The organism is Arthrobacter sp. Leaf69 (assembly GCF_001422645.1).
Taxonomy (GTDB): Bacteria; Actinomycetota; Actinomycetes; order Actinomycetales; family Micrococcaceae; genus Arthrobacter.
This window is the reverse complement of sequence record NZ_LMLR01000015.1, coordinates 92,532-113,753: the sequence shown is the minus strand read 5'-3', so window position 1 is coordinate 113,753 and position 21,222 is coordinate 92,532. Positions and strand designations below refer to the sequence as shown.

Sequence of the window (21,222 nt, the reverse complement as noted above, 5' to 3'; positions counted from 1 at the left end):
GGTTTTCGGTGGAACGCCTCCGCCCAATAAGCTAGCCCCATGACTTCCACAGAAGAGTTGAACACCAAAGAGTTCCGCATTGAACACGACACGATGGGCGAAGTCCGCGTCCCCGTGAACGCCCTGTACCGCGCCCAGACGCAGCGTGCTGTCGAGAACTTCCCCATCTCCGGTAAGACACTGGAACGCGCCCACATCGAAGCCCTCGCCCGGGTCAAGAAGGCCGCGGCCCAGGCCAACGCAGAACTGGGAGTGCTCGACGGCGAGCTCGCCCAGGCGATCGCGGACGCCGCCGATGAGGTCGCGACCGGAAAGTACGACGGCGACTTCCCGATCGACGTGTTCCAGACCGGTTCGGGCACCTCGTCCAACATGAACACCAACGAGGTCCTCGCCGAACTGGCCACCCGCGCGCTCAAGGCCGGCGGCAGCGACAAGGTGGTCCACCCGAACGACCACGTCAACGCCTCGCAGTCCTCCAACGACGTCTTCCCCACTTCCGTCCACGTGGCCGCCACGTCCGCCCTGATCAACGACCTCATCCCGGCACTGGGCTACCTCGCGGAGTCCCTGGAGCGCAAGGCCGTCGAGTTCAAGGACGTCGTCAAGTCCGGCCGCACGCACCTGATGGATGCCACGCCGGTGACATTGGGCCAGGAGTTCGGCGGGTACGCGGCGCAGGTCCGATACGGCGTCGAGCGCATCAATGCCGCCCTCCCCCGCGTCGCGGAAGTTCCGCTGGGCGGCACCGCGGTCGGCACCGGCATCAACACCCCCGCCGGTTTCCCGGAGCGTGTCATTGAACTGCTGGCCGCCGACACCGGCCTGCCGCTGACCGAGGCCCGCGACCACTTCGAGGCACAGGCGAACCGTGACGGCCTGATCGAGGCCTCCAGCCAGCTGCGCAACATCGCGATCTCGTTCATGAAGATCAACAACGACCTGCGCTGGATGGGCTCCGGCCCCAACACCGGCCTCGGCGAAATCGCGATCCCTGACCTGCAGCCGGGCTCCTCGATTATGCCCGGCAAGGTCAATCCGGTCATCTGCGAAGCCTCCATCATGGTCTGCGCCCAGGTAATCGGCAACGACACGGCCATCGCCTGGTCCGGCACCAACGGAGCCTTCGAGCTCAACGTCGGCATCCCCGTGATGGCCGCCAACCTGCTCGAATCCACGCGCCTGCTGGCCAACACCAGCCGCGTCATGGCGGACAAGATGATTGACGGCATCACCGCCAACGTCGAGCGCGCCCGCTTCCTCGCCGAGGCCTCGCCGTCCATCGTCACCCCGCTGAACAAGTTCATCGGCTACGAAAACGCCGCGAAGATCGCCAAGAAGTCCGTCGCCGAGGGCCTCACCATCCGCGAAACCGTGGTGGCAATGGGCTTCCTGGACCGCGGCGAACTGACCGAGGAGCAGCTGGACACGGCCCTGGACGTGATGTCCATGACCCGTCCCCCGCACAAGGCCTGACACCCGCGCCCAGCCGCCGCGCCTTCCCGGCGCGGTAGCGTCCGACGGCGGCCGGAACCTTTCCCGCGAAAGGCGCCGGCCGCCGTTTCCGTTGCTGCCTGCGCCGGCTCAGGGCGCCGGGGTCCCTCCCCCGGCTGCGTCCCGTTCGTCCGCCGTGTAGGCCGCCGCGGCGGCGGCGTCGGCAAGGCTCGCCCCGCCGATCCGCGCTTCCCTCAACCGCCGCGTCTTGGCCGACTGGACGTGGAAGGCCGCATCCACGTTTCCGGCGGCGTACGTCAGGGCGTCCTCGGCCCGGATTCCGAGCCCGTGAGCGGTCAGCACGGCGTCCTGGTTGGCGCCCAGGTACGTGAACTGCCAGCCCCACTGGCTCTGCTGCCGTTCGACCAGCTCCTTAACCATGGCGCCCGTGGCCTCCCGTGAGGAGTTCTCGTGGCCGTCGGTCAGGACAGCCACAAGCACCGTGCCGGGGCGCTGGTCCTCCGGGAGTGCGGCCAGCTCCGCGCCGGCCTCGCCGATCAGCCGGATCATGGCATCGTGCAGCGCGGTACTGCCGCGCGGCTGCAGGTCAAGGGCAGGCACATCCTGGATGTCCACCGAGGCATAGACCCGCTCGTAGCTATCGTCGAACTGGGCCAGCGAGAGCCGGCAGCGGCCCGGAACGGACTGCTGCTCACGGACGAACGCGGCAAAGCCGCCCACGGTATCGTCTGCGATGGTGCTCATGGACCCGGAGCGGTCCAGGAGGACGTAAATGTGCGTCAGCGCGGAATCTGTCATGCTGCCCCATTTCCGGTCCGGGCGCACCCGGGCCAACTTTTATCCAGCGGCTGGCTGGACAGGAGCAGCTTATGCCGGGGCACTGACAAAAAAGGCGCGAAGCCCGCCTCCGGAGGGTGCGGCGTGCCCGTAAGTGTTCCCGCGGTTGGCCCTCAGCGCCGGAAGTGGGCGGCGCCGTCTGCCTGCCGCGCACGTTCTATGCTCTCCAGATGCCCGGTCATCAGCTCCGGGAACTCCTCCGGGCCGAACCAGCCCACTGCGAGGGATTCGTCGTCGTTGACCCGCGCCTCCCCGGAGACATAGCGGCAGCGGAACTCGAGGGTCAGGAAGTGGCACACGTCCCCGTTCGGATACATGGTGGGTCCGACGGCGTCCACCGAGACGAGCCGTTCGGCGGCGGCAACGACCCCGGTCTCCTCCAGGACTTCCCGCAGCAGGCCCGCCGCAGGCTCTTCCCCGGGCTCCAGAATCCCGGTGATCAGACCCCACTGGCCGTTGTCCGCCCGCTGGCCGAGCAGGACCCGGCCGGCGTCGTCGAACACGACGGCCCGGGCACCGGGGATCCAAAGGGCCTCGTGGCCGATCCTGGCGCGGAGCTTGAGAATGAAATCGGGGGTAGCCATCCGGCCAGCCTAGCCAAGGTGCGCCGGGACAGTGCACCGGGGTCCGGGCCGCGCTTCAGGACGCCGGGAGCAGGAGCATGGCAGCGGCGGTGCCGGCCAGCATAAACGGCCCGAAAGGGATGCTTGATTTCAGGGTGCCGCGCCGCGTGGCCAGGAGTGCCAGGCTCCACAGCCCGCCGAAGAGGAACGCGGCGAACGTCCCCGCGAAGACGTGCGGCCAGCCAAGGAAGCCCAGGTACATGCCCAGGACGCCCGCCAGCTTTACGTCGCCGAACCCCATCCCCGGCGGATAGACGGCCCGCAGCAGGAAGTAGAAGAGCCACAGCGCCGCTCCCCCGGCCACAACGCGGAGCCCGGGGACCCCGAAGAGCCCCGCGCCGCCGTCGGGCAGCGTTGCCGAAGCGGTCCCCGACACAGTGTGGACCGCCGCGGCGCCCAGGAGCAGCACTCCGGCGACGGCGTAGGACGGAAAGACGATCCGGTCCGGCAGCAGATGGTGCCGGACGTCAATCACCGTGAGCCGTACGGCCACGACCGCCAGATAGGCGCACGCCAGCAGCACCAGCCAGAAGGCCAGCGGGGTCGCTTCACCCAGTGCGCCGAGTCGTTGGATCACCCTCGGATGCTACTGGAAATTCCGGCCGCCGGAGCAGGGCCCGCGCGTAAACTGTGGATATGGCCGCATGGGACACCTCGAACCGGCGCGAGCCGCGCCCGCCCCGGGACGCCGCGGAACAGGCGGCCGCCTTCCGGGACCTGTGCCGCTCCTCACCGTGGAAGTGGCATTCGCTGCGCTTTGAGTACCTGGACCGGCCACTCGCCGCCGAACCAGGTTCTCCGGGAGCAGCACCGGATCCGGACCGGGTCCGCGCGTGGCTGCGCCGTCCGGGAGCCCTGCGGCTGGAAACCGCGGACGGGCTGGTCCTGCAAAGCACCACCGGAATCAATGATTCCCGTGACGTGTTCTACACCCGCTCCACCCGGAAAACCTGGCTGCTGCCGCCCCACCTCGTCACCCCGGTCTACGACGACCACGGGCTGGTCCGCCGCCGGCCCGAGGCAGCATACGGCGAACCCGGATTCGGCAACGGGCGCTTCGCCGCCGCGCTGGACCCCGTGGAACTGGCTGGCAACGCCCCCGTGCCCCTCGAGTTCCCCAACGCCAACCCCGTGGAACTGGGCACCATCACCGACGTCGTCCACGAGGGCCGTCCCGCCCTGGAAGCCACCGTGACACCGAACCCCGGATACCGCCCCAGCGACCCCGGCGCGCCGCTGTGCCGGCCGGGCCGCACGCTCGTGAGGATCGACGCCGGCACGGGCGTATGTGTCGCGAGCCGGTGGCTGGAGGGCGGGCAGAAAGATGACGGGACGGACGTCTACGGGCACTGGCTCCGGATCCTGGCCGTGGACGAATACATGCTGGATGACCTGTTCCTCGCCGAGTCCATGAACCTGACGGATGTCCGCCGGCACATCAGCTGGGAACTCCCCGCCGGCTGACCGGGCGTGTGACTCGCTGGGAGTTCCCCGCTCGGCTAGGCTTCCCAAATGACTGAGCTCGCCGCCTACTGGCCGCCCTTCGGCCTCACCCTGACCACACCCCGCCTGGTCCTGCGGCCCATCCGTGACGAGGAGATCCCGGCGGCGGCAGAGGCGGCCATGAGCGGCATCCACGAACCCGGGCACAGCCCCTTCAGCCGGCCGTGGGCGGAGGCCCCGGCGGGCGAACTCGGCCCGAACATGGCGCAGTGGTACTGGCGGTGCCGCGGGAACATGTCGCCGCAGGAATGGACGCTGCTGCTGGGCATCTGGCACGACGGCGCGTTCATCGGCTGCCAGGATGTCGCGGCAAAGGACTTCGCCACCCTGAAAACCGTCAGCACGGGCTCGTGGCTCCGGCAGAGCGTGCACGGCCGGGGATTTGGCAAGGAGATGCGGGCCGCCGTCGCCCTCTATGCCTTTGACTGGCTTGGCGCGGAGGCCGCGGAATCCGAAGCGGCAGCCTGGAACCAGCAGTCCCTCGGCGTCTCGCGTTCCCTTGGATACGAACTGAACGGCGTCACCCGCGCGGCCTGGGGCGGCAAACGCCAGGAAGTCCAAAACGTCCGCCTGACCCCCGCAACCTTCAACCGCCCCGACTGGCGGCTGCAGGTTGCCGGCCACCATGCCACGGCGGAATTCCTGGGCATCGGGACGTAGACCTGGCTGAGTACCCCTAGAACCACCGGCACCGGCTTTTCCCAAGCCGGGCGGGCTTGACTGGCCGCATGTCCGCCACCGAGCTGGAAGCCACGCCCACACCCAGCGCCAGACGACGGCGTCTGGTGCTGATTCCCGTCGCCCTGCTGGGCCTCATCGGACTTGCCCTTACATACCTGTTCCTCACGGCGCAGCCCGAACCGAGCGTTCCCCTGGGCGCTTCGGCCTCCATCCCCGGCGGAATGGCTAGCATCGGCGAGATCGTCCCGGTCGAGGACGACGGCTGGGAACCGGAGGACAACGACGACGCACTGGACGGCGCCCCGGCGGACGGCAGCCACAGGGTCCGGGTCCTGGTCCGGATCACGGCGTTGGAGCCCGGCGGCCTGCGGCTGGATACCGGCGACTTCAGCATCTCCGGGCTGGGCCGGGAGCGGTTCCGGCCGCTCTGGGAATCACCGCCTGTCGTGGACCTCACGCAAGGCACGACTGCCGGCGCCACCCTGATCTTCGAAGTCCCGGACAGGGCCATCGCCCTGGTCCTGGACGGCCCCGGCGGCTCCCGCTTGTCGCTGGGCCTGTCCCACCACACCCCCTAGCAGCTGTCACGTCCTTAGGTTTTTCCAAGTTCCCCCGCCCATGCTGTCGGAAGAATTACCGATGTTGAAAGGAAACTGGTCAACATGTCCCTTACACGGCGGCAAGCACTCATCCTTGGCGGAGTCGGAGTGGTCGGGGCGGGCATCGTGACCGTGCCCCTCTCCGGCGTCAGCGCGAAGTCTGCCAGCAAACTCAGTGACAGCGACATGCCGCGTCCCTACGGGACACCGCTCACCATCCCCCCGCCGCTGGCCTACCAGACAACCGTCGACGCCGACGGCGTCACCACCCGCCACTACACCATGACCCAACGGCTGGGCAGCGCAAAGATCCTGTCCCGCCTGACCACGCCCATCCTGGGCTACAACGGCATCTTCCCCGGCCCCACCATCCGGATCGACAGGGGAACCCGGGCCATCGTGCGCGTCCGCAACCAGCTGCCGGCCAAGCATCCGACGCTCGGGTATGCCCTCCCCACCTCAACACATCTGCACGGCTCCGCGTCGCTTCCGCAGTACGACGGTTATGCGAATGACCTCACGTTGCCCGGGTTTTACAAGGAGTACCACTATCCGAATTTCCAACCGGCGAGATCCCTCTGGTACCACGATCACGCGGTGCACTTCACAGCGCAGAACGTCTACTCGGGGCTGGCCGGTCAGTACCTGATCAGCGATCCGGTCGAGAAAGGCCTGCTGCCGCAGGGCCAATTCGACGTGCCCCTCACCATTAGCGACGCCATGTTCGCGGCCAACGGCGCACTGGGCTTTGACGACCGCCAGCACTCGGGCCTGTGGGGCGACATCATCCTGGTCAACGGCAAGCCCTGGCCGGTCATGAAGGTCCAGAAGCGGGTCTACCGCTTCCGGATCCTGAACGCCTCGGTGTCCCGGTCGTACAACTTCAAGCTCAGCACCGGGGACCCGGTCACCGTGGTGGCCACCGATGCCGGGCTGGTGCCCGTGGCGCAGACGGTCGGGTCCTGGCGCCACGGCGGCGCCGAGCGTTACGAGGTCCTGATTGACTTCCGCAAGTACGCCGCGGGCACCCGAATCGAACTGCGCAATTCGTCAAACGCCAACAACCGCGATTTTGACAACACCGGAAAGATCATGCGGTTCGACGTCGTGGCGGACCCCGTCAACACGTCGGACCCCACGTGGAACTCGATCCCGACCACGCTGGCTACCAGCCATCCCATGGACCTCAAAGCCACCGATGCCATCAAGACCCGCAGGTTCCGGATCAAGCACGACGACGACACCAATATCTGGATGATCGACGACCTGACCTGGGAGGAGGTCATCGCCAGCGGATTCAAGCGGGTGATGGCAGATCCGGCCCTGGACGCCGTGGAAATCTGGGAGCTGGAGAACGGCTCCGGGGGCTGGTTCCATCCCATGCACATGCATCTTGTGGACTTCCAGGTTCTCAGCCGCAACGGCAGGCCCCCGTTCGCGTACGAGAAGGGCCCCAAGGACGTGGTGTACGTCGGCGAGAACGAAACCGTGCGCTTACTGGTCCACTTCGGGCCCCACCGTGGACGATACATGCTCCACTGCCACAACCTGACGCACGAGGACCATTCCATGATGCTTCAGTTCCGGGTGGGGCTCGGCGCCAACGACGCGGACCCGAACGATCCGATCACGGCGGCCCCGGCCGTCTGGGATCCAGTGCAGGGCTGAACCCGGTGCAGAAGCGCACCATGGCCGGCGCTGCCCTTTTCCTGGGCGGACTGCTGGCGCTCCGGCTCTGGGTGGTCGAACCGATCACGGTCAGCTCGGAAAGCATGGAACCGACCGTCGCGGCCGGCGGCATCGTCTGGCTTAACAAGGCAGGCCCGCGCCTGGCCGGGGTCCAGCCCGGCCAGCTGGTCGTCTTCAAGGGACCGGACGACGGCGAGATGCCCAACGAAGCCGTGCTGCTCAAACGCGTCGTGGCAACCGAGGGCCAGACCGTCGCCATCCGGGACGGGGTGCTCTTCGTGGACGGAGCCGAAGCCACAGAACCCTTCGTCGACCAGCGCACCATCGACGGCGTCTACTTCGGCACCGTGACGGTACCGGCCGGCCAGCTCTTCGTCCTCGGCGACAACCGCGAATCCTCAGTAGACTCCCGGGACTTCGGCCCCATCCCCGTCACAGCAGTCCAAGGCACCGTCCTGGGACAGTAAGAATCCAAAGGCGAACGGGGCTGAGGTCGCCCAGCGCTACGACTGCAGAAGCGACCCGCAAGCGTGGCGGCGGTGTCCCGCAAAGGAGCGCATCGCCGACCAAAGCGAAGCGTAGGTCGCCCAGCGACCGCAGCGAAGCGGCGGGAGGTGTCTAAGCGACGGCGGGACGCCGCCGCCCCGCGTAGGTGACTCTCCCGCCGCCCTGCGAAGCCGCCGACGAGCTAGATCTCCGCCCCTTCGAGCAAATCCGTCACGAGCGCCGCGATCGGCGAGCGCTCCGAGCGGGTGAGGGTGACATGGCCGAAGAGCGGATGCCCCTTGAGCGTCTCGACGACGGCGGCAACGCCGTCATGCCGGCCGACGCGGAGGTTGTCGCGCTGGGCGACGTCGTGGGTCAGGACGATCTTCGAGTTCTGCCCGATCCGGCTCATCACCGTGAGCAGGACGTTCTTCTCCAGCGACTGGGCCTCGTCCACGATCACGAAAGCGTCATGGAGTGAACGGCCGCGGATGTGCGTGAGCGGCATGACTTCGAGCATGCCGCGGTCCATCACCTCCTCGACCACTTCCTGGCTGACCAGCGCGCCGAGCGTGTCGAAGACCGCCTGCGCCCACGGGTTCATTTTCTCCGCCTCGGATCCCGGCAAGTAGCCGAGCTCCTGGCCGCCCACCGCGTAGAGGGGCCGGAAGACGATCACCTTGCGGTGTTCCCGGCGCTCCAGGACGGCCTCAAGACCGGCGCACAGGGCCAGCGCGGACTTGCCCGTGCCGGCCCGGCCGCCGAGGGACACGATGCCGACCGACGGGTCCATCAGCAGGTCGATCGCGAGCCGCTGCTCGGCCGAGCGGCCGTGGAGCCCGAAGACGTCGCGGTCGCCCTTGACGAGGCGGACCTGTTTGTCGGCGCCCACCCTGCCCAGCGCTGATCCCCGCTGGGAGAGGATCACCAGGCCGGTGTTCGTCGGCAGCTCGGCCGCTTCCGGGATGAAGACCGGTTCATGGCCGTAGAGGGTGGAAACCTCCTCCTCGGTGGCGTCAATTTCCGCGACGCCGGTCCAGCCCGAGTCCTTGACCAGTTCGTTGCGGTACTCGTCGGCCTGGAGCCCCATGGCCGAGGCCTTGACGCGCATCGGGAGGTCCTTGGAGACCACCGTGACGTCGCGGCCCTCGTTGGCGAGGTTTTTCGCGACGGCGAGGATCCGGCTGTCGTTGTCCCCGCCACGGAAGCCGGCCGGAAGCACTTCGGCGGAGATGTGGTTCAGCTCCACCATGAGCGTGCCGCCGTCGTGGCCAAGCGGGATGGGGCGGTCCAGTCCGTCGTGCTCCACCCGCAGGTCATCGAGGAGCCTGAGCGCTTTGCGGGCGAAATAGCCCAGCTCGGGGTCGTGCCGCTTGCCTTCGAGTTCGGTGATGACGACGATCGGCAGGATCACTTCATGCTCCGCGAACCGCAGCAGTGCCCGCGGGTCCGAGAGCAGCACCGAGGTGTCGATCACGAAGCTGCGGCCCGTTTCCTTGTTTGCTGTCCCTTCCCCGGAAACAGCAAGACCGGCTGCAGCGTCACTGTCCGCTGCACCGGTCTTTGAGGTGGCTCGCTTGGCGCGAGAGGTAGCTTTCTGTCCCTGGTCGGTCACGACGTCGGGCAGTTGTTCAGAAATAGCCACATCGACTCCAGCCCCGGGGCGCATGCCCGGAATTGTTATTGGTGAGGCGGCTCGGCCACGAGGCCGGACGCGGCCTCCCATACACCCGGTGCGGACTTCCGCTCCATGTACTGGCCTCCCCGATCAGCCGGCGGTTTGCCTGCTGATGGGATTAACGTACGTCCGGGGTGCGGCGTTTCCGCGGCTATTTCTCGGCGATTCTTGTTGCCATCGTGTGAACAGCAGTTGACGCTTCAGGAGCCGTAGCGGCGCTGCCGGCCGGCGTAGTCCCGGAGGGCCCGGAGGAAGTCCACTTTCCGGAACGCGGGCCACAAGGCTTCGCAGAAATAGAACTCGCTGTAGGCGCTTTGCCACATCAGGAAACCGGAGAGCCGCTGCTCCCCGGAAGTGCGGATCACGAGGTCCGGATCGGGCTGGCCTCGGGTGTAGAGGAAACGTGAGATGTCGTCGACGCTCAGCCCGTCGGCCAGTTTCCCGATGTCCGCATTGCGTGCGACGGCATCGTGCAGCAGTTCGCGGACGGCGTCGACGATTTCGCGGCGCCCGCCGTAGCCGACGGCGACGTTGACGTGCAGCTTTTCGTGCGCGGGCGTGCGGGCCGTGAGTTTGTTCAGCCGCTCGGCGAGGTAGTCCGGAAGCAGTTCCGGGGCGCCCATGGCGTGAACCGAGATTTCGGCGTCCTCGTCCAGCCTGTCCAGGGTGTTGGCGATGATCCCCATGAGCAGGTCAAGTTCTTCGCCCGAGCGGTTCATGTTGTCCGTGGAGAGCATGTAGAGGGTGACAACTTTGACACCGAGTTCCTGGCACCAGCCGAGGAACTCGTGGATCTTGTCGGCCCCGGCCTGGTGTCCCTGGCTGGTCGGCGCGTTGAACTGCCGGGCCCAGCGGCGGTTGCCGTCCACCATCACGCCGATGTGCTTCGGGATACGCTCCGGGTCCAGGGAATGCTGGAGTTTGCGCTCGTAGAAGCCATAGAGGAACCCGGGCATTTCCATCCGGAGATTCACCTGGCTTCCTTGAAGTACGACTCTTGTGCACATCCTAGGCTACCTGCCGGAGCGCAGGCCGGAGCCCAGGGACGTCAGCATTCCTGCTAGCACCCCTTGTTACTCGCGGGTAACTTACTGGGCCGTAGGTTATTATTGCGGCATGGAAAGCCACACCCCCGAGCCCCGGCCGGAGCAGCCTGCGGACCGTAAAACCGGCCCGATGGACGACGCGGCGGTCCGGCTGGCGGAACTCCTGATGATCAAGCCGAAATGGCGCGGCTGGATCCACACCGTGACGGCTCCGCTGGCGCTGGCCGCCGGTCTGGTGCTGGTGATTCTTGCGCCGACGCCGGACCTGAAGATCGCCTGCGCCATCTATGCCTTCACCGGGGTGCTGTTGTTCGGCGTCAGCGCCATCTACCACCGCGGGAACTGGTCCCCCGGCGTCAAGATCGTGCTGAAGCGGCTGGACCATACGAACATCATGCTGGTGATCGCCGGAAGCTACACGCCGCTGGCCTGGGCCCTCCTGGACCGGCCGAAGGCCGAGCTGCTGTTGTGGGTGATCTGGTCCGGGGCCATCCTGGGCGTGTTGTTCCGCCTGCTGTGGACCCATGCCCCGCGCTGGCTGTACGTGCCGATCTACATCGCCCTGGGCTGCGGCGCGCTGTTCTACTTGCCGGATTTCTTCGCCGCCAACGTGGCCTCCGCCGTCCTGATCTGCGTGGGCGGCGCCCTGTACATCACCGGCGCCGTCTTCTACGCGCTGAAGAAGCCGAACATCAGCTACTCACACTTCGGTTTCCATGAGCTGTTCCATGCCCTTACTGTCTTTGCCTTCGCCGCGCACTACATCGCGATTGCCATCGCCGTCCTGAGCTGAAGTCCCCGAGGGCCGGGGCGCGGCCTGGGCTGTGCATCCGCCGGAACTTGATGCTCCGGGGTGCCGGTGACCCCTCGACTCAGCGCTTGCCGACCGTTAGAGTTCCCGCATCTGTCCCGGACACTTTCTTGGAGGCCATCATGCTCAACGGAATCAGCAGGATGGCAGGCGCTGTGGCGGCGCTGGTGCTTTCGCTCGGCATGATCGGACCATCGGCGACGGCGGTTGCCCCGGGCGCCTACGACATCGACTCAGCCTCCAGCCTGCAGGTGGTGGTTAATAAGCACCGGCCCTTGAATCCGGCCACGTATGTGCCAGGGCAGCTGGTCAGGATCCAAGGCGAACGCTTGCGGTTAGAGGCCGCGGACGCCTACAAGCAGCTGGCCAAAGCCGCCAAAACGGCCGGCGTGAACATCATTCCGGTCAGCGGCTACCGGTCGTACAGCCAGCAGGCCAGCCTCTACGACAGCTACGTGCGCCAGTACGGCCAGGCGACTGCGGATACCCTCGCCGCCAGGCCCGGCTACAGCGAACACCAGACCGGCCTGGCGATGGACATCGGCAACGCCAGCGGAGTCTGCGCCCTGCAGGCCTGCTTCGCAAACACCCCGGCCGGCAAGTGGGCGGCCAATAACAGCCGGACTTACGGTTTCATCATCCGCTACCCAGCGGGGGCCGAGGGCACCACCGGCTACACCTACGAGCCGTGGCATCTGCGGTACGTAGGAAAGGTGGTCGCCCAGGAGATGAAAAACGTCGCCACCCTGGAAGACTACTTCCAGCTGGAAGCAGCCCCGGATTACCTCCCGTAGTGGAATCTCTTCCCCGTGGCGTGGCTGGCCGAGCCCCGAAGGACCGAACGGCCGTCGTCAAGGCCGTCCGGCCCCAATGAGCGCGGGCAGCTGCCGCATGTCATGGAAAACGGTGGTCCCGGGACCGGCCAGCCGTCCCTCCGGGGTCACGCCGCCGGCGTACGCGAAGACGTGCATCCCGGCCGACCGGGCCGCCTGGACGCCGTGGGCGCTGTCTTCGACGACGGCGCACCGCTCCGGTGCGGCTCCAAGCGTCGCGGCGGCATGCAGGAACAGGTCCGGGGCGGGTTTGCCGTTGGCGACCTCCGATGCGCTGAAGATCCGGCCTTCGAAGCGGTGCCAGAGTCCAGTTTGGCCCAGCGTCCGCCGCATCTTGGCGTGGCTCCCGCTGGAGGCCACGCAGTGCGGGTGGACGATCGCGTCCAGCGCCTCCACCACACCGTCCACCGCAGTGAGCTCACGCTCGAACGCCGCCCGGTACCAGGGGACGTACTTCCGGTCCCAGCCCTCCCCCAGTTCGATGCCCAGTTGATCTTCGACCGTGGCAATGAAATCGGCCTCTGACCGGCCGACGAAGAGGTCTACAATCTCTTCCAGCTCCAGCGCCCAGCCGAGGTCCGCGAGCACCAACTGGTCCACCCGGACGGAGATCACCTCGGAATCGACCAGGACACCGTCGCAGTCGAAGACAACAAGGTCGAATCCGTGAACAGTCACTGCGCCAGTCAGCGGTTTCCGGGTCCGGCCTCGCCGTTGGCTTCCGGACGGCCGCCGGGCTGGCCGGCGTCGTACCGGACGTCGGGCTGCCCGTCAGCGGCATCCGCTTCGGCGGCGGCGCGTTCTTCCTCCACCTGGGCCCGGTAACGGACCCGCCGGATGCGACGCACCATGTCCACAATCAGCAGGGCCGTCAGCACCACGATGAAGGCGGTCAAGAGGAAACCCAGCAGGCCGGGGGTCACCTGGTCCTGGGACAGTCCGGGGCGCAGCGACGGCGTGGGGGCGGGCGCCGGGGTGGTTGCCAGGGCGAGGAGCAAGGAGTGCACGGTGGGGACCTTCTATGGGGCTGAATGGCGGGCCGGCGGGGGCTGGCCGCCGAGCAGCGTTGAACTGAATCCACAACGTCTTCTACACGTCATAGAAATGGCCTGTCGGTCTATCTTAGCCCGGCGAAGAAGTCCTTCTCGGGCAGGTCGGCCGGGACCCGGGACTGAATCAGCGAGTAGTCCTCCCAGGGCCACACGCGGCGTTGCATCGCCGGAGAGACCGCGAAGAAGAAGCCCTCAGGGTCCACCTGCGTGCGGTGCGCCCGCAACGCGTCGTCGCGGGCTTCGAAGTAATCCCCGCACTCGATCTGCGTGGTGGTGGCGTGGGTGGGTGCCGGCGGGGTGTGGCCTTCCGCGTCGGCTTCCAGCCAGGCCGCGATTCGCTCGGCGTACGGGGACTGGAGCCCGGATGCCTCCAGCGCAAAATGCAGGGCCCGGAACCTCTCGGGGCTGAAGGCACGGTCGTAGTAGAGCTTGCTGGGAGCCCAGGGCTCACCGGTTCCCGGGTAGCGGTCCGGATCGCCCGCGGCTTCGAAGGCCTCGACGGCGACGCGGTGCGCCATGATGTGGTCCGGGTGCGGGTAGCCGCCGTTCTCGTCGTAGCTCAGGACCACTTGGGGTTTGAACTCGCGGACCAGCCGGACCAGCGGCGCGGCCGCCCGCTCCAGCGGCAGCGTCGCGAAGGAACCGGCTGGCAGCGGCGGCAGCGGGTCGCCTTCCGGGAGCCCGGAATCCACAAAGCCCAGCCAGCGCTGGCTGATGCCCAGGACCTTGGCGGCCTGCTCCATCTCGAGCCGGCGCGCGCCGGCCATGTCGCGTTTGGGGTGCGGTTCCCCCGCCACTGCCGGGTTCTGGATGTCGCCACGGGAACCGTCGGTGCACGTCGCCACCAGGACCTCGACGCCGGCCGCGGCGTACATGGCCATCGTGGCGGCGCCCTTGCTGGATTCGTCGTCGGGATGAGCATGGACAGCCAGCAGTCGAAGCGGCGCTGACGGGCTGGTGGACGCTGTCATCGTGGGACGGCTCCTCTTTCATCTACGGGGTTCATCTTGGGGTAACTATCTTCAGGCAGGGCTTCAGGCAGGTCTTGAGGCAGGGGTATCGGACCGGACCGGCGGACACCCCTCCCGATCCACACTAAACTGGACTGGTGACTTCCAAGGATCAGCCTGCCGCGCCTGCCCCGGCATCTCCCAGCCTAGCCAATCGTTACGGCGGCCAAAAGCGAACGCTGAGCGGTAAAGCCAAACGCACCATCCTGATCCTTGCCCTTGCGGCCGGAATGGGCTTTATGGCCTGGATATCGACGTCGAACGCGACCGAGAGCGTCACCTTCAAGGACATCGGCTACAGCACGCCGGACGCCACTGTGGCGGAGATCGATTTTCAAGTCACCAAGGACCCGGCCACCGCGGCCAAGTGCTCGGTCAAGGCGCTGGATTCCAAGTTCGCCGTCGTCGGCTGGAAAGTGGTGGACATCGCCCCCAACGCCGCCGACGCCGGTTCCGACGGCGGCCGCACCACGGTCCACCGGGCCACGGTGCGCACCGAGTCCCAGGCCGTGTCCGGCGTCGTCGACAGCTGCTGGATCCCCGACGCCGGCAACTAGCGTCGCGGCAGTAAGCCGGCCCGCCGGTCGCCGGGCGGCCGTAACGCGGTGTGATACACGCCGCAGGGTTCTTTGGTTTATCCACAGGATTGACTACAATGGATCAATACCTTTCCCCCGCTGAGCTGGTTGCTGAGTCCCAAAAGTGGCCACCGTGGCGGGGTCTTTGCTTGTTTGACCATAAAGGAGAAGTCCGTGTCTACCACCAACAGCGCAACTGCAGCTTGGCTTACCCAGGAAGCTTTTGACCGCCTGAAGGCAGAGCTGGACCACCTCTCCGGCCCCGGCCGGGCGGAAATCGTCCAGAAGATCGAGGCGGCGCGCCAGGAGGGCGACCTCAAGGAGAACGGCGGCTACCACGCGGCCAAAGAGGAGCAGGGCAAGATCGAAGCCCGCATCCGCCAGCTGACCGCTTTGCTCCGGGACGCCCACGTCGGCGAATCCCCGGCGGACGACGGAATCGTCGAACCCGGAATGATTGTTGTGGCCAAGATCGCCGGCGATGAGGAAACCTTCCTGCTCGGTTCCCGCGAAATTGCCGGCGACTCGGATCTGGATGTCTTCAGCGAGAAGTCACCGCTGGGTGCTGCCATCGTCGGCCACAAGGAAGGCGACAAGCTCAGCTACACCGCCCCGAACGGCAAGGACATCACCGTGGAAATCGTCTCCGCCAAGCCGTACGCCGGCTAATACTGTTCACCTGCTGCACCGCAGCGCACGACGCCGGTCCTCCCCTAGCGGGAGGGCCGGCGTCGTGCGTTGCGGCGCGGTTCATTTCGGCGCAGTTCATTTCGGCGCAGTGCGCTACTGCCGGGTGCGCGGAGCTCCTGCCCGCGGGACGCTCAGGAGCAGGGCGGCGAGCACGCCGCCGACGGCCCCGCCGAGGTGCGCCTGCCACGAGACATAGCCGGCCACCGTGGGGAGGATGCCGAAAAGGATCCCCCCGTAGGTCAGGAACAACACCACTGACAGCAGGATCTGCCACCAGTTGCGGTTAAAGAAACCGCGCACCAGCAGGAACGCGAAGAGGCCGAACACCAGCCCCGACGCCCCCACGGTGACGTTGAATCCGCCGATCAGCCACACCACAACCCCGGAGGCCAGCCAGCTCAGTGCCAGGGTTGTGAAAAAGACGCGGGTCCCGGACAGCAGCACCAGGAAGCCAAAGATGATCAGCGGCAGCGTGTTGGAGAACAGGTGTGCCAGGTTGGCGTGCAGCAAGGGGAAGGTCAGGATGTCCAGGAGCCCGTCCGGGCTGCGCGGGCGCAGGCCGAAGGTGCCGTTGAGCGAACGGAGCATCAGGGTGTTGATGATCTCGATGACGTACAGCACCAGGACAAACGATCCCACCACCAGCAGTCCCTTGCGGGCGCGCGCGGCGGTAGTATCGGCGGCGCGCGGCCTGCCGTTCCGGGTGGAGTCAAGCATCGCTGCCCCCTAGTGCACCACAATCGGCTGGAAGCCTTCGGCCCGGAGCGCCGCGAGGACCTTCTCGCAGTGTTCGTGGCCTTTCGTCTCCAGGTTCACGGTAATGGACACATCGCCCATGCTGATCGAGCCGCCCACGCGGGTGTGGTCCAGGCCTGTCACGTTGGCGTCGTTCTCGGCGATGATCCGGGCGATCGTGGCCAGTGAGCCGGGACGGTCGTCCAGCATCATGCGCACGGTCATGTACCGTCCCGCGGCGGAGAGGCCGCGCTGGATGACCTTGAGCATCAGCATCGGGTCGATGTTGCCGCCGGAGAGCACCACGGCGACGGTTCCCGGGTTCTCGATTTTGCCTTCCATCAGCGCCGCGACGCCCACTGCCCCGGCCGGCTCGACGACCATCTTGGCGCGTTCCAGCAGGAAGATGAGCGCGCGTGCCAGGGCGTCCTCGCTGACGGTGACGACGTCGTCGACGAGTTCCCGGATGATGCTGAACGGAAGCTGGCCGGGCCGGCCGACGGCAATGCCGTCGGCCATGGTGGAGACGCGTTTGAGCGGAACCAGGGCGTCCGCCGCGAGGGAGGGCGGGTACGCTGCCGCGTTTTCGGCCTGGACGCCGATGATCCGGATCTCACGGCCCAGTTCCTTGGCCCTGGCCTTGACGGCCACGGCCACTCCGGCGAGGAGTCCGCCGCCGCCGACGCCCATCAGGATGGTGTCGACATACGGCACCTGTTCCAGGATTTCCAGTCCCACCGTGCCCTGGCCGGCAACGACGTCGACGTCGTCGAACGGGTGGACGAAGACGGCCCCGGTCTCGTCCGCATAGCGCTTCGCTTCGGCGAGGGCCTCGTCGACGTTGTGGCCGTGCAGGACCACCTCGGCGCCATGACTGCGGGTGGCGGCAAGTTTGGGCAGGGCGACGCCCAGCGGCATATAGATCCGCGCTTTGATGCCCAGGCTCTTTGCCGCGACCGCCACACCCTGGGCGTGGTTTCCGGCGGAGGCCGCGACGACGCCACGTTTCTTCTCCTCCGGCGAGAGTTTGGCCATCCGGACGTAGGCGCCGCGGACCTTGAAGGACCCGGCCCGCTGCAGGTTTTCGCACTTGAGGAAGACCTCGCCGCCCACCATGGCGCCCAGGGCGCGGGAGGATTCAACTGGCGTCCGCGTAATAATCCCGTCGAGCAGCTTCTGCGCCTCCAGGACATCGTCCAGCGTGACGGGCAGGCTCTCAAGGGTGTTCACGAACTAGTCTCCTTTTTCGGATCAGACTTCGGATCAGGGTGTGGACCCGGCACCCCGTCCGGCATCGCTGCCCGGGGAACCGTCGTCGGGTGCGGCGCCGTTGCCGCGGCCGGAGGCTACGCCCGGCAGGCGGGCGTCCCCCACGGGGATTTCCGCGCCGGACGCAGGTCCAGGAATGTCCTGCTGGCCCCAGGTGGCCGGCGCACTTTCATGTTCCCACGTTCTGCCGGCAATGTAGCGAATCGACGAGTTTGCTACGGCCAGGATGGGAACAGAGAACAGGGCCCCGGGAATTCCGGCAAGGTAGGACCCGGCGGCGACGGCCAGGATGACGGCCACGGGGTGCAGCGAGACGGCCTTGCCCATCACCAGGGGCTGGAGGATGTGGCTCTCCAGCTGCTGGACCAGCAAAACGATCCCCAGCATGATCAGCGCGTTGACCCAGCCGTTGGCAACGAGCGCCAGCAGGACGGCGACGGCGCCGGTCACGAGGGCGCCGACGATCGGGATGAAGGAGCCGAGGAACACCAACACACCCAGCGGCAGGGCCAGGGGCACGCCGATGATCGCGGCCCCGACACCGATCCCGACTGCGTCCACGAAGGCGACGAACATCTGGATCCTGGCGTAGCTCACCATCGAGGCCCAGCCGACGCGGCCGGCTCCGTCGGTTGCGGCGCGTGCTTTCCGGGGCAGGAGCCGCACGAGGAAGGCCCAGATGCGGTCTCCTTCCAGCAGGAAGAAGATCAGGATGAACAGCGCCAGGATCATGCCGGCCGCGAAGTGCCCGGCCGTGCTGCCAAAGGAGAGCGCGCCGCTGAGAATGCTGCTGCTGTTGTCTTGCAGGGCGGCCGTGCCCTCTTTCAGGTACTGGTCGATCTGGGCCGCGGAGAGGTGCAGCGGGCCGTCCGCGAGCCAGACCTGGATTTTCTGGATCCCGGTCAGCGCCTCGCTCCACAGCTCGGCGAAGCCGGCTACGAGCTGCCGGCCGACGAGGGCCAGCGCCCCGCCGATCACACCGATGAAGCCCAGGACGGTGATGGCGACCGCGAGACCGTTGGGAACCCGGTTCCGCCGGAGCCAGTTCTTCACCGGCGCCAGCAACCCGGCCAGCAGCGCGGCAACCATGACCGGAATCAGGAGGAAGCTGACCCTGCTAAGCAGCCACACCAGCGCGCCGGCCATAAGAATGATGAGCCCGAGGCGCCAGGACCACGAGGCTGCGATCCGCACGCCGTACGGGATGTCTTGGTCGATTTCCCGGTCCGTGACAGCCCGCACCTGTGCGGTGGAGACGCCGGCGGGGAATGTGGCGGCGGCGCCGGCCGAGTGACGGGTGGCAGCACGGGCTGCGTCGGAGTGGTCTCGCGGGGCGGCCGGGTCAGCTGGGGTCATAGCCCCATGATTCACCAGCGCCGCCCGGATGGGAAACGCTGCCGTCCCTCACGGCTCAAGGGACGCGCTGATCCCCCACGTCATGGCGAACCGCTCCCCCGGCGGCAGCCAGCGGAGGCCGTCGCCGCTGTTGAACGCGTTGGCCGGACCGGTCATCGGTTCGATCGCCACGGCCTTGGCCCTGCCCGGGAACTGCGTGGTGACGAAGACATGGACGTAGCCGCAGCTGGCGTCCTGCCAGAGGCTCACGTGGCGCCCGTCCGGTGCGCTCAGCGTGTGGCGGGCAATGCCGGCGTCGAACGCCAGGTCGGTGTAGGCGGAATCGAGGTCCAGATCGGCCACCAGCCGCCCACCACGGAGGTCGAAGTCGCCGCTCACGGGTTCCGTGCCGCGCGGGATCAGGCGCTGGTCCGTCACAAGCCTTGTGCGGGCACCCACAGTGACAGTGAGCTGCTCGCTGGGCACGTCCCCAAGCCGGAGGTAGGGATGGGCGCCGAGGACGAACGGAGCCGGCTCCTGGGAATCGTTGATCAGCTGCTGCCGGACCACAAGGCCCAGGTCCGCGGCCAGTTCGTAACGCACCCGGTGGCGCAGCAGGAAGGGATACCCGTGCTGCGGGAACACGGCCGATTCGAGGGTGACCGAGAATTCGGATTCGTCGACCAGTTCATAGGAGGCGTTGCGCAGCAGTCCGTGGCTGGCGTTGTTGCGGGACACCTCGGTGATGTCCAGCTGCTGCTTCTTACCGCTGAGGTACCAGACGCCGTCCTCCACGCGGTTGGCCCACGGCGCCAGCGTAATGCCGGCGGCGCCCGGCGAAATCTCCCCGTCCCCGTAACTCTCCGTCAGTGCCGCGCCGCCCCGGCTGTACAGCCGCAGCCCGGCGGCCAGTTCGGTGACGACGGCGAGCGCGTCACCGCGCCGCAGCTCATACTGCCGGCCCGTGGCATAGCGCCGGACGGAAGGGTCCGGGCCGGGGCCGTCGGTGGAGTTCGCGCTGTGGGGGGATTCCGGGGAAGCGGGGCTTTGCAGGTCCATGGTCCCCACCGTACCCAGCCGCGCGCCGCGGCGTATACCGTGGATCCATGACGCGCCATTTTAGGACCGCCACCGCAGCCGGCGCGGCATGACGCCGCGCCTCGATGCCGGGCAGCTGGCCGCCAGGTTTCAGTCCGTCTTCGGCGCTGCGCCGGACGGGGTGTGGCAGGCCCCGGGCCGGGTTAACCTGATCGGCGAGCACACCGACTACAACGAGGGTTTCGTGCTGCCGTTTGCGATCAACAGGACCGCCCGCGTGGCGGTCCGCCGGCGTTCGGACTCCACCATCAGGCTGCTGTCCACCTTCGGCAACCAAGGACTGACCACGGTGGATGCCGGATCCCTCAGCCGGGGCACGGCGAGGGGCTGGACCAAATATCCGCTGGGGGTCCTCTGGGCGCTGCAGCAGCGCGGACTCCACGTGGGCGGACTGGACCTGCTGCTGGACTCCGACGTTCCGCGCGGCGCCGGGCTGTCCTCCTCCCACGCCATCGAATGCGCCGTCATCACAGCGGTCAACGAGCTCGCCGCGGCGGGCCTGGATACTCGGGAGATGGTCCTGGCGACCCAGCGCGCGGAAAATGACTTCGTCGGCGCCCCCACCGGCATCATGGACCAGTCAGCGTCCCTGCGCGGGGCGGCCGGGCATGTCCTCTTCCTCGACTGCCGCAGCCAGGACATCCGGCTGGTGCCGTTCGACGCCGACAGCGCCAGGCTGGTGCCGCTCGTGATCGACACGAAGGTGTCGCATTCCCACGCCGGCGGCGGCTACGCGTCCCGGCGCGCCTCCTGCGAACGGGGTGCCGGGATCCTCGGAGTCAAGGCGTTGCGCGACGTCGGGCCGGACGACCTGGACGCGGCGGCCGGCCGTCTGGACCCGGAGACGTTCCGCCGGGTGCGGCACGTGGTGACGGAAAATGAGCGGGTCCTGCAGGCGGTCAAGGTCCTGGAAACCGCCGGGCCGGCGGCGATCGGACCGCTGCTGGATGCGTCCCACGCCTCGATGCGGGACGACTTCGAGATCTCCTGCCCGGAACTGGACGTCGCCGTCGAGGCTGCCCGTTCCGCCGGCGCGGTCGGCGCCCGGATGACCGGGGGCGGTTTCGGCGGTTCGGCCATCGCGCTCACCCCGGCAGCGGCCGAGCGGCAGGTGCGCGCCGCCGTCGGACTTGCCTTCGCGGCGGCCGGGTACGCGCCACCGGAGATCTTCAGCGTCCGGCCGGCAGCCGGGGCGATGCGCCTGGCATAGGCGG

The 21,222-nt window shown here is 67.5% G+C and carries 23 protein-coding genes; 11 read left to right on the top strand and 12 right to left on the bottom strand.

Translation table 11 applies throughout. The features are described from left to right. The first annotated feature begins 39 nt into the window (after positions 1 to 39). Positions 40 to 1,476 (top strand): class II fumarate hydratase, encoded by a 1,437-nt coding sequence (locus ASE96_RS16880; protein ID WP_056433117.1) that lies wholly within the window; start codon positions 40 to 42, stop codon positions 1,474 to 1,476. A gap of 108 nt (positions 1,477 to 1,584) precedes the next feature. On the opposite strand, the gene ASE96_RS16875 is transcribed toward ASE96_RS16880, so the two are convergent. The 3 genes from ASE96_RS16875 to ASE96_RS16865 form a co-directional block, all read right to left on the bottom strand. Then, positions 1,585 to 2,253 (bottom strand): vWA domain-containing protein, encoded by a 669-nt coding sequence (locus ASE96_RS16875; protein WP_056433116.1) that lies wholly within the window; start codon positions 2,251 to 2,253, stop codon positions 1,585 to 1,587. A 152-nt stretch (positions 2,254 to 2,405) separates the two neighbouring features. Further along, a complete protein-coding gene (locus ASE96_RS16870) occupies positions 2,406 to 2,876 on the bottom strand; it encodes an NUDIX hydrolase (RefSeq protein ID WP_056433114.1) in 471 nt (156 codons plus the stop codon). Between the two features lie 55 nt (positions 2,877 to 2,931). After that, positions 2,932 to 3,492 (bottom strand): prepilin peptidase, encoded by a 561-nt coding sequence (locus ASE96_RS16865; protein ID WP_056433113.1) that lies wholly within the window; start codon positions 3,490 to 3,492, stop codon positions 2,932 to 2,934. A gap of 59 nt (positions 3,493 to 3,551) precedes the next feature. Between ASE96_RS16865 and ASE96_RS16860 the strand changes: the two genes are divergently transcribed. The 5 genes from ASE96_RS16860 to lepB all read left to right on the top strand — a co-directional run bounded on the left by ASE96_RS16860 (position 3,552) and on the right by lepB (position 7,854). Further along, complete coding sequence (locus ASE96_RS16860; protein WP_056433272.1) at positions 3,552 to 4,379, top strand: hypothetical protein; 828 nt, start codon at positions 3,552 to 3,554, stop codon at positions 4,377 to 4,379. A gap of 48 nt (positions 4,380 to 4,427) precedes the next feature. Continuing rightward, a complete protein-coding gene (locus ASE96_RS16855) occupies positions 4,428 to 5,078 on the top strand; it encodes a GNAT family N-acetyltransferase (RefSeq protein WP_056433112.1) in 651 nt (216 codons plus the stop codon). A 68-nt stretch (positions 5,079 to 5,146) separates the two neighbouring features. Beyond that, positions 5,147 to 5,677: a hypothetical protein gene (locus ASE96_RS16850; protein WP_056433111.1), complete on the top strand. Its 531-nt coding sequence runs from the start codon at positions 5,147 to 5,149 to the stop codon at positions 5,675 to 5,677. Positions 5,678 to 5,761: 84 nt separating this feature from the next. Continuing rightward, positions 5,762 to 7,366 (top strand): multicopper oxidase family protein, encoded by a 1,605-nt coding sequence (locus ASE96_RS16845; protein WP_056433110.1) that lies wholly within the window; start codon positions 5,762 to 5,764, stop codon positions 7,364 to 7,366. Positions 7,367 to 7,371: 5 nt separating this feature from the next. Beyond that, positions 7,372 to 7,854, top strand: coding sequence for a signal peptidase I (gene lepB, locus ASE96_RS16840; RefSeq protein WP_235500309.1), 483 nt, complete (start codon positions 7,372 to 7,374; stop codon positions 7,852 to 7,854). Positions 7,855 to 8,075: 221 nt separating this feature from the next. Here lepB and ASE96_RS16835 read toward each other — a convergent pair whose 3' ends face one another. Further along, positions 8,076 to 9,518 carry a PhoH family protein gene (locus ASE96_RS16835; RefSeq protein WP_056433108.1) on the bottom strand — a complete coding sequence of 481 codons (1,443 nt, stop codon included), beginning with the start codon at positions 9,516 to 9,518 and terminating at the stop codon, positions 8,076 to 8,078. Positions 9,519 to 9,751: 233 nt separating this feature from the next. Beyond that, positions 9,752 to 10,513 (bottom strand): isoprenyl transferase, encoded by a 762-nt coding sequence (locus tag ASE96_RS16830; RefSeq protein ID WP_056433269.1) that lies wholly within the window; start codon positions 10,511 to 10,513, stop codon positions 9,752 to 9,754. Positions 10,514 to 10,727: 214 nt separating this feature from the next. Here ASE96_RS16830 and trhA point away from each other — a divergent pair, with 214 nt between their 5' ends. Together trhA and ASE96_RS16820 are read left to right on the top strand one after the other, a co-directional pair. Next, entirely contained in the window at positions 10,728 to 11,390 is a 663-nt protein-coding gene (gene trhA / locus ASE96_RS16825) for a PAQR family membrane homeostasis protein TrhA (protein ID WP_200913082.1), read from the top strand. Between the two features lie 140 nt (positions 11,391 to 11,530). After that, the gene (locus ASE96_RS16820) at positions 11,531 to 12,202 is read left to right on the top strand and encodes a M15 family metallopeptidase (RefSeq protein ID WP_056433107.1); all 672 of its coding nucleotides are present in this window, start codon (positions 11,531 to 11,533) and stop codon (positions 12,200 to 12,202) included. A gap of 57 nt (positions 12,203 to 12,259) precedes the next feature. Here ASE96_RS16820 and ASE96_RS16815 read toward each other — a convergent pair whose 3' ends face one another. The 3 genes from ASE96_RS16815 to mca all read right to left on the bottom strand — a co-directional run bounded on the left by ASE96_RS16815 (position 12,260) and on the right by mca (position 14,264). Further along, on the bottom strand, positions 12,260 to 12,919 hold the full coding sequence (locus ASE96_RS16815; protein WP_056433106.1) for an HAD family hydrolase: 660 nt from the start codon (positions 12,917 to 12,919) through the stop codon (positions 12,260 to 12,262). Between the two features lie 8 nt (positions 12,920 to 12,927). Beyond that, positions 12,928 to 13,248, bottom strand: coding sequence for a hypothetical protein (locus tag ASE96_RS16810; RefSeq protein WP_056433105.1), 321 nt, complete (start codon positions 13,246 to 13,248; stop codon positions 12,928 to 12,930). A 110-nt stretch (positions 13,249 to 13,358) separates the two neighbouring features. Further along, positions 13,359 to 14,264 carry a mycothiol conjugate amidase Mca gene (gene mca / locus ASE96_RS16805; protein ID WP_056433103.1) on the bottom strand — a complete coding sequence of 302 codons (906 nt, stop codon included), beginning with the start codon at positions 14,262 to 14,264 and terminating at the stop codon, positions 13,359 to 13,361. 137 nt (positions 14,265 to 14,401) lie between these two features. Here mca and ASE96_RS16800 point away from each other — a divergent pair, with 137 nt between their 5' ends. Together ASE96_RS16800 and greA are read left to right on the top strand one after the other, a co-directional pair. Beyond that, entirely contained in the window at positions 14,402 to 14,860 is a 459-nt protein-coding gene (locus tag ASE96_RS16800) for a DUF4307 domain-containing protein (RefSeq protein WP_056433101.1), read from the top strand. Positions 14,861 to 15,055: 195 nt separating this feature from the next. After that, positions 15,056 to 15,550, top strand: coding sequence for a transcription elongation factor GreA (greA, locus tag ASE96_RS16795; RefSeq protein WP_056433100.1), 495 nt, complete (start codon positions 15,056 to 15,058; stop codon positions 15,548 to 15,550). Positions 15,551 to 15,664: 114 nt separating this feature from the next. Here greA and ASE96_RS16790 read toward each other — a convergent pair whose 3' ends face one another. Genes ASE96_RS16790 through ASE96_RS16775 form a run of 4 tightly spaced genes read right to left on the bottom strand, consistent with a single transcriptional unit; the run spans position 15,665 to position 19,969 of the window. Further along, on the bottom strand, positions 15,665 to 16,288 hold the full coding sequence (locus ASE96_RS16790; RefSeq protein ID WP_056433099.1) for a rhomboid family intramembrane serine protease: 624 nt from the start codon (positions 16,286 to 16,288) through the stop codon (positions 15,665 to 15,667). Positions 16,289 to 16,297: 9 nt separating this feature from the next. Beyond that, entirely contained in the window at positions 16,298 to 17,536 is a 1,239-nt protein-coding gene (gene ilvA, locus ASE96_RS16785; protein ID WP_056433098.1) for a threonine ammonia-lyase, read from the bottom strand. A gap of 33 nt (positions 17,537 to 17,569) precedes the next feature. Further along, the gene (locus ASE96_RS16780; protein WP_056433097.1) at positions 17,570 to 18,931 is read right to left on the bottom strand and encodes an AI-2E family transporter; all 1,362 of its coding nucleotides are present in this window, start codon (positions 18,929 to 18,931) and stop codon (positions 17,570 to 17,572) included. A gap of 48 nt (positions 18,932 to 18,979) precedes the next feature. Further along, positions 18,980 to 19,969 carry an aldose 1-epimerase family protein gene (locus ASE96_RS16775; protein ID WP_082492826.1) on the bottom strand — a complete coding sequence of 330 codons (990 nt, stop codon included), beginning with the start codon at positions 19,967 to 19,969 and terminating at the stop codon, positions 18,980 to 18,982. Positions 19,970 to 20,057: 88 nt separating this feature from the next. Here ASE96_RS16775 and galK point away from each other — a divergent pair, with 88 nt between their 5' ends. Next, the gene (galK, locus tag ASE96_RS16770) at positions 20,058 to 21,218 is read left to right on the top strand and encodes a galactokinase (RefSeq protein WP_056433094.1); all 1,161 of its coding nucleotides are present in this window, start codon (positions 20,058 to 20,060) and stop codon (positions 21,216 to 21,218) included. The last annotated feature ends 4 nt before the right edge of the window (positions 21,219 to 21,222 follow it).